This is a genomic window from Hamadaea flava, from assembly GCF_024172085.1.
Taxonomy (GTDB): Bacteria; Actinomycetota; Actinomycetes; order Mycobacteriales; family Micromonosporaceae; genus Hamadaea; species Hamadaea flava.
In genome coordinates this window covers 2,860,643-2,874,487 of record NZ_JAMZDZ010000001.1, presented here as the reverse complement: position 1 = coordinate 2,874,487, position 13,845 = coordinate 2,860,643, and the positions used below count along the sequence as shown (strand labels likewise).

Sequence of the window (13,845 nt, the reverse complement as noted above, 5' to 3'; positions counted from 1 at the left end):
CCCGATGACGGACTTCTTCGTAGCCTCCGTGGACGTCGCCGGAGACGGCAGCCGGGAGCAGCCCTTCCACGATCTGTGGCTTGCCCTGCGGGCAGCGGCTCCTGGCGACCGCATCCATCTCGCGGCGGGCACCTACACCGGTCGCGGCGAGCGATCCTCGTGGTCCGTCGACTGCCCCGACCTGACCGTGCTCGGCGGCTACAGCCCGGACTTCGCCACGCGCGCTCCATGGCGTACGCCGACGATCCTCGCCGCCCGGACCGGGCTGCGCGTCCCGCATGAGTCGAACATGCTGCAGGGCATGGGCGACCACGACGGGCTCGTCCTGGACGGGCTGTTCTTCGACGCGGCCGGGCGCAACGAGTACGACGACAAGGGTGGCCTGCTTCGGACGCCCTATGGGGACGGGCCGATCGTCAGCCTGCGCGGCGAACGGATCACCGTGCGCAACTGCGTGTTCGCCAATGGCAGCGCGGGCGCGGTCGAGATCGGCGGCGACGCCGGGGTGTTCGAGAACAACCTGGTCGTCAACTTCCTCGGCCTGAGTCTGCTCACCGTCCGCGACAGCGACGCCGACGCACCGACTGTGGTCCACCACAACACGTTCTGCTTCGCCCACGACAACACCGACCCGCCACGCGGGTCGGGCGGCGACCGCGCCATCGGCGTACGGGTCAGCGGCGCCGCGACGGTCGCCGACAACGTCTTCGTCGGGTGCGGCAACGCCGCCGTCACGTGCCTTCGCGACGTCGGCCAGGTCGCGGTCGACCGCAACCTGTTCTTCGCGTCACTGCGCGACATCGTCCGCAGCCGCGTCTCCGGGGCCGAGGCCGAGGTCACCGAGGAGTACGCCGAAGAACTGGAAGACGTCGGCCTCCGGTCGGCCGCCGGGAACATCGTGGGCGACCCGACGCTGACCGGCCTGCCGACGGGATGGCTCGACGCGTACACCATGGACACGGCGGCGACCTACGCCCGCCCGCCGCTGGCTGCCCTGAACGCGCTGCGGAAAGCCGCCGGTCTCGGCGAACTTCCGTCCACTGTCGACGCGGATGCCGATCGGCCGCTCATGTGGTTGCTCACTACGGCGGAGGTGCTCGCGATCGGCGTCGGCGCCCCGCAGGGCAGCCACCCGGCCGAACTGCCTGGCGCAGAGCCCTTCACCCCGCTCGCGGCAGGCCGGACCTATCAGCCTGTCGAGTGGGCGCAGCTCTACCAGGCCGATCCGGGCCTCCACGGTGTGGCCGTCGAAGTGCGGGCCGGCGTGGGCTTCGACCAGAACACGCAGATCATCCCCGAACTCGCGGAGACACACGTCGGCGTCGCTGTCTACGAGCCTGGCACCGACAACACGCCGTGGTGGGCGCTCGCCCCACGCTACGGGCGGGTCCACCACCAGACCGAGGACGCCATCCGGTATCCACGTGGACTGGACGTCGAGTCGACCTACCTGCTGCGCGGCACCTATCGGACCGATGTGACGCCCGGCGGAAGACAGACGGTCACGATCGTCCTCGACGCCATCGCACCGGTGATCGACATCCAACCCTCGACGGCGCAGCGTCCCACCGGCCGAGACTGGTTCGTGCGCGCCGGATCGTCGGGCGGCGACGGCGGACGCGAGACACCGTTCCGCGATCTGTTCCAAGCGCTGGAGAAAGCCGCCGAAGGCGACCGCATCCTCGTCGCCGAGGGCGACTACACCGGCCGCCTGCGGTCGGGCACCTGGCGTATCCCGGTACCCAACCTGACCCTGCTGGGCGGCTGGGACGCCGAGTTCGGCGTACGCGATCCTTGGCGTCATCCCGTGCGCTTCGTCCTCACCCCGGAGACCAAAGCCAAGGGCGTCTTCGGCGATCCGGTGCTGACCGTCGAGGACTCCGGCGAGGGCCTCATCGTCGACGGGTTCGTGTTCGACGGCTCGACCTACAACGCGTACGGCGACGACGGCGCGCTCGACGTCGGCAACTCGCAATCGGCGGCGCTGCTCGACCTGCGCGGCGGCAACGGCGGCATCACCGTGCGCAACTGCGTCTTCGCCAACGCGGCGTACTGCGCGGTGCAGCTCAGCGCGGCGTACGGGACGTTCGAGAACAACGTCATCGTCAACACGAGCGGCACAGCAATCCGCCTCCGCGCACCAGGGGCCGGGCCCTGGCGCGTACGCGCGAACACGGTCCTCTTCGCCGCCGACCCGACCGGCCGGGCCTCGACCGGGCAGTCCACGAGCGGGTGCCTGCTGGACATCTCCGGCCGGGGCGTCGTCCGAGTCGAGTCCACCGTGCTCGCTTTCGCCGACAGCATCGCCGTGCGCGCCACCGTGCCGAATCAGAACCTCGTCCTGGACGGCAACGTGCTCGCCGCCAACCTGTACGCGGACATCTACGACGGCGGCAACGTCCTCGTCGACGCCGCGAACCGGGACCGCGCCCTGCTCGACGCCCCGTTCGGCGGGCAGACCGGCACCCGGTTCGAACTACCGGCACTTCCAGTCGACCCGGCGTACGCCCACGAAGCCGTCGGCCGCCTCGCGGCACTGGCCGCCTCGATGCCCAAAGACGGTCTCCACGCCGCCGCCGCGGCACTCGGCGTCTCCATCGCCGCGCCGACGGCCGAGGCGGAGCCCGAGCCAGTCGCACCACCCGAACCGGCGAAAGAACCGTCGGTGGCCGACCTCCTGGCCGAGCTGGGCCGGGCACGGGAGGCGTTCGAAGCGAAGGACGCGCCTCCGCCACCGTCGGACGCCCCGAAGTACTGCCCGGTCTATCCGGTCGCAGCGGCGCTGAAGCTGGCGCTCGAAGCCCCGGAGGACCAGGCCGGGGCGCGCGCGATGCCCGTCTCCTGATCGCCGGATCAGAACTTCGGCAGGGGTCGGACCTCGGTGCTCACGCGTTCAATGTGGCCGGTCGCTTCGTGTTCAGAAGGCGGCGATGGTTGCCGGAGCTCGTTCGGCACGGCAGAGTGCACGCAGCACCGGGGTGGGACCGTGCTTCCGGACCGCCAGCCGGGTCAACAGGTCGATGACCGGATCGGTGATCTCCGTCGGCAACCGTGGGGTCGCGACGCCGACGCTCACCGCCAGGTCGTCGAGGTGGACGGCCAATTCGACCAGCCGCGTACGCAAGAAGTCGTCCAGAGTGAGCGCCCACTGCCAGGTGGGGAGCCGGACGCGGCGGAGGGTGGGCGTCTCGGTGAGCAGCTGAGGCAGCCGCGCGACGGCGGCCTCGACGCGGGCGGCTAGAGCAGCCGGACCGTCTTCGGCGGCCTGCGCCGATCCTTGCCGGATCCGACGGTGGGTCGGGCTGTCCGGGCCTTCCTTGATCCAGTCCACCCGGTCGTAGTAATCGGCGAGGGAGATCGGGTCGTCCTCGGGTTCCGCCCAGGCGATGGCCTTCTCGGCGAAGAAGATCTGGCCGGCTAGATGACCGGCGAGACCGGCGACCGAGTGCAGCTTCACTGCGCTGGGCTCGTCCCAGGCGGCGGCGATGGCCGGATGGGCCAGCAGCGATGCGGAGGTCTGTGCGGCACGGACATAGGCGCGCCGGACCTCGCCCAATGTCTGGGAACGCACGACCCGATGGTGGTTCACCTCGCTGTCCGGTTCCAGGCCGAAGCGTTCGTCCCCGGGATAGAGCCGGGCCGTGTCGTCGTCGGCGTCCGCGAACCGATGCGAGGCCGCGACGTCGGCCCAATAGGTGATCAAGGTGAAGTGCGCCCGGTCCTTCTCGTCGCGGCGCAGGACCGTGGCGTCCTGGAATCCATGGGTTGCCTCGGCCTCGGCCACGCCGGTCGCCAGCAGGTGTTCGTGAAAGGCGTCGCCTTGGTCGGCCGGGACTGAGCCCGACCATGTCCGTGCGATTGTCATGAGGCATCTCCTTGGAGGTCTCGGGCACTGGCGGGTCGTGTTCCGGTCCTGGGGTTGTCGCGTAGGCGGGCGAGGGTCACCTCGGCAGCGGCAAGGTCCTGGACGCCCAGGCCGACCAGCTTGCAGATGGTGATCTCGTCGGCGTGCCGTCGTCCGGATGGCGCCCCGGACAGAAGTTCGCCCAACTCGTCCAGGTCGTTCGCGCCGAGCTTGGCCTGAGCGAGGTCGCCGTAGATCGCGGCGAGCGCACGGCTGTCGACGACCAGCCGGTCGGCGCGCTGGAGGCATCCGGCGGTCAACTCCACTTTGGCCGGACCGTCGGCTCCGACTGCCGTGATGTGCACGCCCGGGGTGAGCCAGTGCCCGTGTACCAGCGGCTGTGTGCTGGCGGTTGCGGTGACCAGCAGATCGACCCCGGCACAGGCTGATCTCGGGTCGGGCACCGTGGCGACCCGCAGATCAGGGCGCCGGCGGTACAAGGCCGCGACAAGCTTCGAGGCCCGGTGGGGGCGGCGGCCCCAGACGCGGACCTCTCTGACGGGCCGCTCGGCCGCGGCCGCCAGCACCTGCAGGTACGCCTGTGTTCCGGTGCCGAGGACACCCAGCACGGCGGCGTCGGGACGGGCGAGCGTTCGGGCGGCCAGGGCGCCGGTGGCGGCAGTACGAATATCGGACAGATGATGTTCGTCTTCCAGCAGTGCCTGCAGATCCCCGGTGGCGGCGTCGAAAGCCGCGATGATCCCGGCTCCTGCCGCACTGCCGCGGCGCGCTCGTTCGGCGAACCACGTGGCGACTTTGACCGTGAAGATGCCACGCCCGGGTAGCCATGCGGACTTGACATGGACGTCGCCGTCCGGGCCGGCCGGGGCGAACACCGTCACCGGTGAATCGCCGAGCCCGGCGCTGAAATCGACCAGTGCGGCCGACACCGGCTCGATGACGTCTTCGAATCCGACGGCGGCTCGAATCGCGTCCGGGCCGTAGTGCTGGAGTGTCATTGGGGCAGCTCTCGCAGACTGCCCTCGCCGATCAGGACGACATCGCCGCCGACTTCGACCGATTCGATGTCTTCGCCCTGGCCGTGCGCCGCGATCGTCATCGTGCTGGGGCGGCCGGTGAAACGGCCCTGGCTCAGGGTGGTCGGCTCGCCGTCGCCGATTCGTCCGTGGCGACGCAGGAAGGCGGCGGCACAACCCGCGCCGCTGCCGGTCGCCACGTCCTCCACGACGCCGTCGTTGTTCCAGTGCCGTCCTTCCATCGCCGCCACGTCGAGCAGGTACGCGAACTGCGCACCGACGGCGGCCAACGGCTCGGTGAGATCAGCGATGATCCGGGCGCGGCTCAGGGCCTCGCCACGGATCGGCAGCACGAGGTAGCGCAGGCCGGTGGACACGACCTCCGGGGGAAGGCCGGGGGTGAGGTCGTCCGGATGCAGCGAGAAGGACGAGAGGATGCCAGCCACCTCAGGGCGGCCGAGGAACGATGCCGACCCCTGGTCGAGGCGACCGGCGTATCGGCCGGGTTCGTGCCTGCGGGTCGTCACGCGAACGGTGCGAGCCTTCAGCCTCAACGTCCACGTCTGTTCGTCCGCGGTGCTGTGCAGCGCATGGAGCACCCCGGCTGCGCCGATGACGGGGTGCCCGGCGAAGTCCAGCTCGTCCAGAAGGTCGAAGACTCGGGCCGACCAGACCGGGCCGTCCTGCGTCAGGAAGATCGATTCGAAGTGCCGCAGTTCCCTGGTGATGTGGGCCATCTGCCGCCCACGGAGCGCCCCGGCGTCGGGAAACACCGCGAGGCTGTTGCCGCTGTACGGCTGGGTGGTGAAGACGTCGACGTGGTGATATCGCACGATAACGACAGTAAGCGGGAGCGTAGTTCATGGGAACTAGGCGGTTCAGGTTACCGGCTATAGGTTTTGCTTATGGCTCACGATCTGGAAACCGGGCTGTTGCGCGCCTTTCTGACCGCCGCTCGGGCACGCAGTATCAGCCGGGCGGCGGCTTCGCTCGGACACAGCCAGCCTGCGTTGAGCCAGCAGCTGCGCAAGCTCGAACGGCTGGTCGGCGAGCCGCTGCTACACCGCTCCGCGACCGGCGTGGCGCTCACTCGGGCCGGCGAGACGCTACTGCCGTACGCCGAGCGGATCTTGGCGTTGTCCGCCCAAGCGCTGCAGGCACCGCGCCAGGCTCTGACCGGGCACTGTGGAGTCGGGTTGATCGAAGACCTCGCCGCGGCGCCGTTGCCGCAAGCACTCGCCGACTTCGGTCGGATCCATCCCGGCGCGACCCTCGAACTCGTCAGCGCCCCCGGCCCCGCTATGCGCGACGCGTTCGCGACCGGTCGCGTACAACTGGCTCTCTGCGACCCGGTGCACCTTCCGGAACCGCCACGCTGGACGGTCCGGTTACCTTTGGCCTGGGCGGCCGGACCCGGCGTCGACCTCACCGTCGACCCGCTTCCGCTGGTCCTGTTCTCCCAGCCCTGCAATTGGCGCCCACTCCTGCTCGATGCGATCGAGGCCGCAGACCGCACCTGGCGTATCGCTTTCGAGAGCACGAGCCTCGCCGGCGTCAAAGCCGCCGTTCGGGCCGGGCTGGGGGTCGCCGCGCTCCTCCCGGTCAACCTGGACCCCGGCACGGCGGTCGCGGGACTGCCGGACCTGCCCGATGTCGAGCTGGGCCTTGTCCGCAGGTCAGGCACCGAGGGCGACCTCCTCATCGACGCCGTCGAGGCCGTCCTTCGCAGCCTTGTCTGACCGCGCCGAATCGGGACCTACGGGTCGCCGGGGCTGACCAGGCCGGTCTCGTAGGCGAGCACCACTGCTTGGGCTCGGCCGCGTAGCTCGAGCTTGGCGAAGATTCGCGCGACATGTGTCTTGACCGTCGCTTCGCTGAGGGTCAGCTGGTGAGCCAGTTCGGTGTTGGACAGGCCGCGGCCGAGGAGTGTCAGCACCTCCAACTCCCGCGGGGTGAGCGCGGAGAGGTCGAGGTGGGCGGCGGGCGGCGGTTTGCGTTCGCCGACGTGCTGCTCGCTGGCGGCGAAGCGCTGGACGAGCCGGCGGGTGATCGAGGGGGCTAGGAGCGCGTCGCCGGTGTCGACCAGCCGTACCGCCTTCGCGAGATGGTCGGCGGTGACGTCTTTGAGGAGGAAGCCGCTGGCGCCGATGGCCAAGGCGGCGTACACGTATCGGTCGAGGTCGAACGTGGTGAGCATGAGGACGCGGCAGCGGGGGTTGTATTCGAGGATGCGCCGGGTGGCTTCGAGTCCGTCCATGACCGGCATCCGGATGTCCATGAGCACGACGTCTGGGCGGAGTCGCCGTTCGGCCGCCACCGCGTCGGCTCCGTCGGCGGCTTCGCCGACCACGTCGATGCCTCGGGCGGTCAAGATGAGCCGGAAGCCGGTGCGGATCAGCTCCTGGTCGTCCACGATGAGGACGCTGGGTGGCGGAGTCGGCTCCGCGGCGTACGCCGGATCCCCCGGTGTCGTCATCCGGGGTCCACCGGGATGCGGGCGCGGACGCGGTATCCGCCGCCGAGCCGGCGTCGTGCGTCGAGGTCTCCGCCGTAGACGGCGACACGCTGCCGGAGACCGAGCAGGCCGCGCCCGGCACCCTCACCGCCGCCCGTCGCCCGGTTGCCGGTCGGGTTGCCGGTCAGCACGCTCGGGCCGGTGTTGAGCACCTCGATGCGTACGGAGCGCTGGGCGTAGCGGATCGTCACCTCCGCCTTCCCGCCGGTGCCGTGCTTCAACGCGTTCGTGAGGGCCTCCTGGACGATGCGGTACGCGGTGACGTCGATCCCGGCCGGCAGTGGTCTCGGCTCGCCTGAGATGCGTACGTCCACGGGCAGGCCGGCGAACGCGATGCGGTCGATGAGCGGGCTGAGGCGGCGCAGGCTGGGTTGTGGCGCCAGGCCGCTGTGGTCGCCGCTGTCCTCGTCGTCGCCGTCGGCCGACGGGGCCAGCAGCCCGAGGAGGTGTCGCAGCTCGGTCATGGTGTCCCGGCCCGCCCGTTCGACGGCCGACAGTGCCAGTGCGGCCTCTTCCGGTTGGGCCGCGAGTACCTCGCGGGCCGCCGACGCCTGGACGATCATGAGGCTGACGTTGTGGCTGACGATGTCGTGGAGTTCGCGGGCGATCCGGGCCCGTTCGTCGTCGACGGCGGTGCGCGCTGCGCTCTCGCGTTCGCGTTCGAGGAGCCAGCCCCGTTCCTCCAGCGCGCGGCGGTGGCGGCGATGTGCGTACCGCAGGGCTGCGCCTAGCCATGCGGCGGCCGCGACGGCCACCGCGAGGGCGACAACGAGCCATAACGTTGCGGTCTGCACGCCACCACTGTCGCAGAACCCGGGCGGGCGCGGCATCCTTCGCGGTGTCCAGCCGCGTACATCTCCGGGATGACGGCGCCGGCTGGTTGCATCGTCGGGACGATGTGGTGCCGGTACGGACGGCCATACCGTGCTGCCATGACCAAGGAGACCTGTGTGGTGCGAGTGGACGGCATACGCAAGGAGTTCGGCGACACGATCGCGCTCGACGGTCTGTCGCTGGAGATCCACGCCGGCGAGGCGGTCGCGGTGATGGGGCCGTCCGGCTGTGGCAAGTCGACCCTGCTGAACATGATCGCCGGGCTGGATCGGCCGACGGCCGGGACCGTGGAGGTTCACGGAGAGGACCTGGGACGGCTGAACGAAACGAAGCTGGCGTTGTTCCGCCGGCACCGGATCGGCATGATCTTCCAGTTCTTCAATCTGCTCGACGATCTGTCGGCATTGGACAATGTGGCGCTGGCGGCGCAGTTGGCCGGCACCGCGGCCGGGCCGGCGCGTACGCGGGCGCTGGAGCTGTTCGACGAGTTGGGGATCGCCGACCGGCGCGATGTGTACCCGGCGGCGTTGAGTGGTGGCGAGCGGCAGCGGGTGGCCGTGGCGCGGGCGTTGATGAATCGTCCGGCCCTGTTGCTGGCGGACGAGCCGACCGGCGCGCTGGACAGCCGCGCCGGGGAACAGGTGATGGACCTGCTGTTGGATCTCCATCAGATCGGTCAGACGCTGCTGATCGTCACGCACGACGAGCGGCTCGCCACCCGGTGCGCGAGCCGGTTGATCGAGTTGGCCGACGGCCGGATCGCCAACGAGCGCACCCTGGATCGAGTATGAGCGCCGTGTGGCGGGCGGCCCGGGCCGCTATCCAGCGGCGGAGGCTGCAGACGTTCGTCATCGGACTCGTCGTTCTGATGTCGACCCTGACGATCGTGATCGCTCTCGTGCTGCTGGACGCGTCCTCGGCGCCGTTCGACCGGACGTTCACGGCTCAACAGGGTCCGCATGCGGTCGCGGTGTTCGACCCGACCAAGGTAACCGACGCAGAGCTCACCTCTCGGCGTACCGGTGTGGCATCAGCCGCGGGGCCGTTCCGGCAGGCGCTGCTTGACTTCCGCGAGGGTGACGGACCTGGTCCGCACGGGCTGTTCACGGTCGTGGGCCGCGGTGACCCGGGTGGGCCGGTCGACCGGCTGGACCTGTGGCGGGGGCGCTGGCCGACCGGCCCTGGTGAGGTGGTGCTCAACCTGCCCCCGATGAGCGGCGACGACCCGCAGGAACTGCCCGACGAGATCACGCTCGGCGGCGTGAAGTTCCTGGTCGTCGGCCACGCGTACAGCCTCAGCCAGACCGCGGACGCATGGGTCACGCCGGAGCAGATGACGGCGCTGAAGCCGACCGGCGTGCAGATGCTCTACCGGTTCACCGGGGACGTGTCGACGAAGGCCGAGGTCGAAGCGGCCGTCGCCGCCGTCACGAGCGGACTGACGGCGGACGCGTTGATCGCCGCCCAGCCCTACCAAGTCGTCAAGGACAAGATCGCCGCCGACATCGCCGTCTACGTGCCGCTGCTGGCCACGTTCGGCGTGCTCGGGCTCGTCGTCGCAGTGGTCATCGTGGGCAACGTGGTCAGCGGCGCCGTCGTTTCCGGGTTCCGGCACATCGGGGTGCTCAAGGCGATCGGGTTCACGCCGCGACAAGTGGTCGCTGTGTACCTCGTCATGGTGTCAGTGCCCGCCGTTGCCGGCGGTGTCCTCGGTACCGTCGCTGGAGCGTTCGCGGCCCAACCACTGCTCAGCGATGGGTTCGAGGGGCTCGGCCTCGGCGGCGGCATCGGTGCTGCCGGCTGGGTATGGGCGGTTGCGCTGCTCGGCGTGCCGACCCTGGTCGCCGTGACGGCGTTGGTGCCGGCGTTGCGGGCGCACCGGCTGTCGGCCGCGGAGGCGATCAGCGCCGGGAGCGCGCCCCGGACCGGCCGTGGCCTGCGAGTGCAGCGCCGCCTCGCCGGTACCCGGTTGCCTCGGGCGGTCAGCCTCGGGCTCGGGCTGCCGTTCGCTCGGCCGGGCCGCACGGCCTTCACGGTCGTGGCCGTCCTACTCGGCGTCACCACGGTGACGTTCGCGACCGGCCTGGCCGACACCCTGACGCGGGTCGCCGCGATCGAGGACCGGTCGTCCGGGCAGATCGCCGTCCAGCCCTCCGACGGCTCGATCCGGATCAGCGGCGAGGGCCGGCTGTCCCCGCAGGATGCCCCGCAGGTCACCGGCCGGACCGACGCGCAGGTGGAGGCTCTTCTGCGTGGCCTGCCGAACGCGGCCCGGGTGGCGGCCATTCTGGGGATGCCTGTGCCCGCCCTAGGGCAGACACAGCCGTTGCGGGTGAATTTCGTCCGCGGCGACTACGCGTCCATGGGCTACCAGGACGAGTTGACCAAGGGGCGCTGGGCGACCCGCCTGGACGAGACGGTGGTGTCGTCCGAGCTGATGCGCGAGCGCGGGCTGACGGTCGGCGATCGATTCACGCTGGAGCTGGACGGGCGGCGTACCGAGCTGACGATCGTGGGCGAGACGATGGATGGTGCCATCGGTCCGCCTGCCGCGTTGGTCGACTGGCGGGTGCTGACCGAACTGGCCCCCGACCGTGTCGTGCGGCCGTGGGAGGTGTATTACCAGGTCCAGCTGGTTCGTGGTGGCAGCGTCGCCGCGTACGTCGAGGCGGTCCGGGCGGCCGACCCAGGAATCGACGCGTGGGACACCTCCCAGCAAAACGGCCTCGAGGTGGTGGTCATCAGCTTCTCGGCGGTGCTGGCGCTGCTGCTGTCGACGGTCGCGGCGCTGGGCGTCTTCAACACGGTGGTGCTCAACGTCCACGAGCGTCGCCGCAGCCTCGGCATGCTGAAGTCGATCGGGATGACCCCGCGTCAGGTGGTGGCGGTGGTATTGACCTCGATGGGGCTGCTCGGGGCGGTCGGCGGCCTGCTCGGCCTCCCGCTGGGGATCGTCGCGCACCGTGTGATCCTGCCGATCACCGCCGACGCGGCGCGGGTCGCCATTCCGAGGGCGGTCCTGAACATGTGGCATGCGCCGACGCTGGCCTTGCTGGTCGTGGCCGGGGTGCTGATCGCGCTCGTGGGCGCGCTGGTTCCGGCCCGCCGTGCGGCCCGGCTGAGGATCGCGGAGGTGCTCCACAACGAGTAAGCCGCAGCGGACAGGGCCGGGTCACCCCACGTGACCCGGCCCTGCCGGTCGCGGAGTGCATTGACTGTTGTGAGTGCAATCGCCGGTACTCGGCGATTCGGTAGTGGCCTGGCGGCATGGCTGCGATGATGACCTGGGAGAATCCCTGCTGCGTTGTGTCTACAGGGGCAGGAGTTGATGGCGATGAGCCCGTCGGAGGAGGCGGTGTCCTTCACCGATCTGGCGCTGCGGTCGGAACTGCTCAAGGCGCTGGCGGATCTTGGTTACGAGGAACCGACGCCGATCCAGCGCGAGTCGATCCCGCCGATCGCGGCGGGCAGCGACGTGCTCGGCCAGGCGGCCACCGGCACGGGCAAGACCGCGGCCTTCGCGCTGCCGATCCTGCAACGGCTCGCCGACGGTGATCGGGGTGTCAACCCGGCGGCACTGGTGCTGGTGCCAACCCGGGAACTGGCCATTCAGGTCTCCCAGGCGTTCCACCGCTACGGCCGCGACCTGGGCGTTCGGGTGCTGCCGATCTACGGCGGGCAGCCCATCGGGCGGCAGCTCCAGGCGCTGCGGCGCGGCGTGGACGTCATCATCGCCACACCGGGCCGGGCCATCGACCACATCAACCGCGGCACGCTGGACCTCGGCGAGGTCACGACGGTCGTGCTGGACGAGGCCGACGAGATGCTGGACATGGGTTTCGTCGAGGACATCGAGGCGATCCTCGACGAGACCAGCGAGCAGCGGCAGACCGTGCTCTTCTCGGCCACCATGCCCCCGCGGATCGGCACTCTGGCCAAGCGCTACCTGCGTGACCCGGTCCGCATCGAGATGGGTCGGCAGGAGCCGGCCCGTGGCGAGGCGCCGAAGGTCCGCCAGAGCGCGTACATGGTGTCCCGGGCGCATAAGCCGGCCGCGTTGGGCCGGATTCTCGACACCGAATCGCCGGCGGCGGCGATCGTCTTCTGCCGCACGCGCGAGGAGGTGGACGAGCTCACCGAGACGCTCAACGGTCGTGGTTACCGCGCTGAGCCGCTGCACGGCGGGATGAGCCAAGACCAGCGCGACCGGGTGATGGCCCGGCTGCGGGCCGGCACCGCCGATCTGCTCATCGCCACCGACGTCGCCGCGCGCGGCCTCGACATCGACCTGCTGACGCACGTGGTCAACTACAACGTGCCGTCGGCCACCGAGGCGTACGTGCACCGCATCGGTCGCGTCGGGCGCGCGGGCCGTGAAGGGGTGGCGATCACCCTGGCCGAGCCGCGCGAGCACCGCATGCTCAAGACGATCGAGCAGGCCACCAAGCAGCGTTTTACGATCGAGAAGCTGCCCACGGTCGCCGATCTGCGTACGCGGCGGCTCGAGATGACCCGCGCCGCCGTGCAGGAGAACCTGATCGCCGGCGACCGCCTGGAGCGGTTCCGCGTCGTGGTCGAGTCGCTCGGCGACGAGTTCGACATCGTCGACATCGCTCTCGCGGCGGTGCAACTCGCCCATGAGTCCAGCGGCAACGAGATCGACGAGCAGGAGATCCCCGACCAGTCCGACGCGGTCAGCCGCAAGGCGCGGCACGAGGAACCCGAACGACGTGGCGGCAAGAGCGCCAACCGTTCGACCGCGGGCACCGTCAAGCTGTTCTTCGGCCTTGGCCGGCGGGCGAACATCCGTCCTCAGGACCTCGTCGGTGCGATCGCCAACGAGGCGGGACTCAGCGGGCGCGACATCGGGGCGATCGAGATCTCGGACCGCTTCTCGCTGGTCGAGGTGCCCGCCGGGGCGGCCGACGACGTGATCAGCGCGCTGCGCAACAGCACCGTCAAAGGCAAGAAGCTCGTGGTGCGACGGGAGTCGTTCGCCGCCCGGAAGCGGAACAGGTAACCGCAGCCGCGTCAGTCGAGGGTGCGAGCGGGGATCTATCACTCCGATCTGGCGAACCCATCATCGGATTGCGTCGGCCGACCTCATCGCCTGGCTCCCGCTGATGGAATCGGGGTGCCGCAGTGACCGGTGTCCGGGCGGAGTAGGCGACATGAGGTTCCTTTGTGGCCTCGCCCGGTAAGGGTGCGTACGTGCTCCCGTTGGACTCGGCGCTGCTGCGGGAGCAGCTGCTCCGGCAGGTGGAAGAGGGCTTGTCGAGGGCCCTGGACGCGGCCCGGCGCGCCGGCCTCGGCCGCGAGGAACTCATCGATGTCATGGACGGGCTGATGCGAACCGAGTCCGAACATGTCTGACTTCACTTCGGACAGTTGCCCCGACGGTCTGGCGTTCGCCCTGCGCGGCGTGGATTGCGGTAGGCGACGGCTTCGCGCTGCGGGACGTGAGCTTCGAGCTGCCGACCGGATATGTGATGGGCCTGACCGGTGCCAACGGTGCGGGTAAGACGACCACGATCCGGTGCTTGCGCCGCTTCAGTAACCCGCGGACGGGGCCGATGAGAACTACGATGTCTCCGTACTGGTGATCGAGCGGAGCC

Annotated in this window: 12 protein-coding genes; 7 read left to right on the top strand and 5 right to left on the bottom strand. The window is 70.1% G+C overall.

Annotation, left to right across the window (positions count from 1 at the left end; translation table 11 throughout):
- Positions 1-4: 4 nt before the first annotated feature.
- Complete coding sequence (locus HDA40_RS13460; protein ID WP_253755541.1) at positions 5-2,845, top strand: right-handed parallel beta-helix repeat-containing protein; 2,841 nt, start codon at positions 5-7, stop codon at positions 2,843-2,845.
- A gap of 72 nt (positions 2,846-2,917) precedes the next feature.
- On the opposite strand, the gene HDA40_RS13455 is transcribed toward HDA40_RS13460, so the two are convergent.
- Genes HDA40_RS13455 through HDA40_RS13445 form a run of 3 tightly spaced genes read right to left on the bottom strand, consistent with a single transcriptional unit; the run spans position 2,918 to position 5,714 of the window.
- Entirely contained in the window at positions 2,918-3,865 is a 948-nt protein-coding gene (locus HDA40_RS13455; protein WP_253755539.1) for an antibiotic biosynthesis monooxygenase family protein, read from the bottom strand.
- Positions 3,862-4,863, bottom strand: coding sequence for an ornithine cyclodeaminase family protein (locus HDA40_RS13450; protein WP_253755537.1), 1,002 nt, complete (start codon positions 4,861-4,863; stop codon positions 3,862-3,864). The genes HDA40_RS13455 and HDA40_RS13450 overlap by 4 nt, the downstream gene beginning before the upstream one ends.
- A complete protein-coding gene (locus HDA40_RS13445; protein WP_253755535.1) occupies positions 4,860-5,714 on the bottom strand; it encodes a PhzF family phenazine biosynthesis protein in 855 nt (284 codons plus the stop codon). Before HDA40_RS13445 ends, HDA40_RS13450 begins: the two co-directional genes overlap by 4 nt.
- A gap of 72 nt (positions 5,715-5,786) precedes the next feature.
- Here HDA40_RS13445 and HDA40_RS13440 point away from each other — a divergent pair, with 72 nt between their 5' ends.
- Positions 5,787-6,620, top strand: coding sequence for a LysR family transcriptional regulator (locus tag HDA40_RS13440; protein ID WP_253755533.1), 834 nt, complete (start codon positions 5,787-5,789; stop codon positions 6,618-6,620).
- Between the two features lie 17 nt (positions 6,621-6,637).
- Here HDA40_RS13440 and HDA40_RS13435 read toward each other — a convergent pair whose 3' ends face one another.
- The gene (locus HDA40_RS13435; RefSeq protein WP_253755531.1) at positions 6,638-7,357 is read right to left on the bottom strand and encodes a response regulator; all 720 of its coding nucleotides are present in this window, start codon (positions 7,355-7,357) and stop codon (positions 6,638-6,640) included.
- A complete protein-coding gene (locus HDA40_RS13430) occupies positions 7,354-8,151 on the bottom strand; it encodes a sensor histidine kinase (RefSeq protein ID WP_253763622.1) in 798 nt (265 codons plus the stop codon). The genes HDA40_RS13435 and HDA40_RS13430 overlap by 4 nt, the downstream gene beginning before the upstream one ends.
- A gap of 177 nt (positions 8,152-8,328) precedes the next feature.
- Between HDA40_RS13430 and HDA40_RS13425 the strand changes: the two genes are divergently transcribed.
- From HDA40_RS13425 to HDA40_RS41480, 5 genes are all read left to right on the top strand, one after another.
- Complete coding sequence (locus tag HDA40_RS13425; RefSeq protein WP_253755529.1) at positions 8,329-9,021, top strand: ABC transporter ATP-binding protein; 693 nt, start codon at positions 8,329-8,331, stop codon at positions 9,019-9,021.
- Positions 9,018-11,381 carry an FtsX-like permease family protein gene (locus HDA40_RS13420; protein ID WP_253755527.1) on the top strand — a complete coding sequence of 788 codons (2,364 nt, stop codon included), beginning with the start codon at positions 9,018-9,020 and terminating at the stop codon, positions 11,379-11,381. Before HDA40_RS13425 ends, HDA40_RS13420 begins: the two co-directional genes overlap by 4 nt.
- A gap of 183 nt (positions 11,382-11,564) precedes the next feature.
- Positions 11,565-13,250, top strand: a complete 1,686-nt coding sequence (locus HDA40_RS13415) for a DEAD/DEAH box helicase (RefSeq protein ID WP_253755525.1) — start codon at positions 11,565-11,567, stop codon at positions 13,248-13,250.
- 191 nt (positions 13,251-13,441) lie between these two features.
- Positions 13,442-13,603 (top strand): hypothetical protein, encoded by a 162-nt coding sequence (locus HDA40_RS13410; RefSeq protein ID WP_253755524.1) that lies wholly within the window; start codon positions 13,442-13,444, stop codon positions 13,601-13,603.
- 86 nt (positions 13,604-13,689) lie between these two features.
- Positions 13,690-13,833 (top strand): ATP-binding cassette domain-containing protein, encoded by a 144-nt coding sequence (locus tag HDA40_RS41480; protein WP_308197703.1) that lies wholly within the window; start codon positions 13,690-13,692, stop codon positions 13,831-13,833.
- Positions 13,834-13,845: the final 12 nt, after the last annotated feature.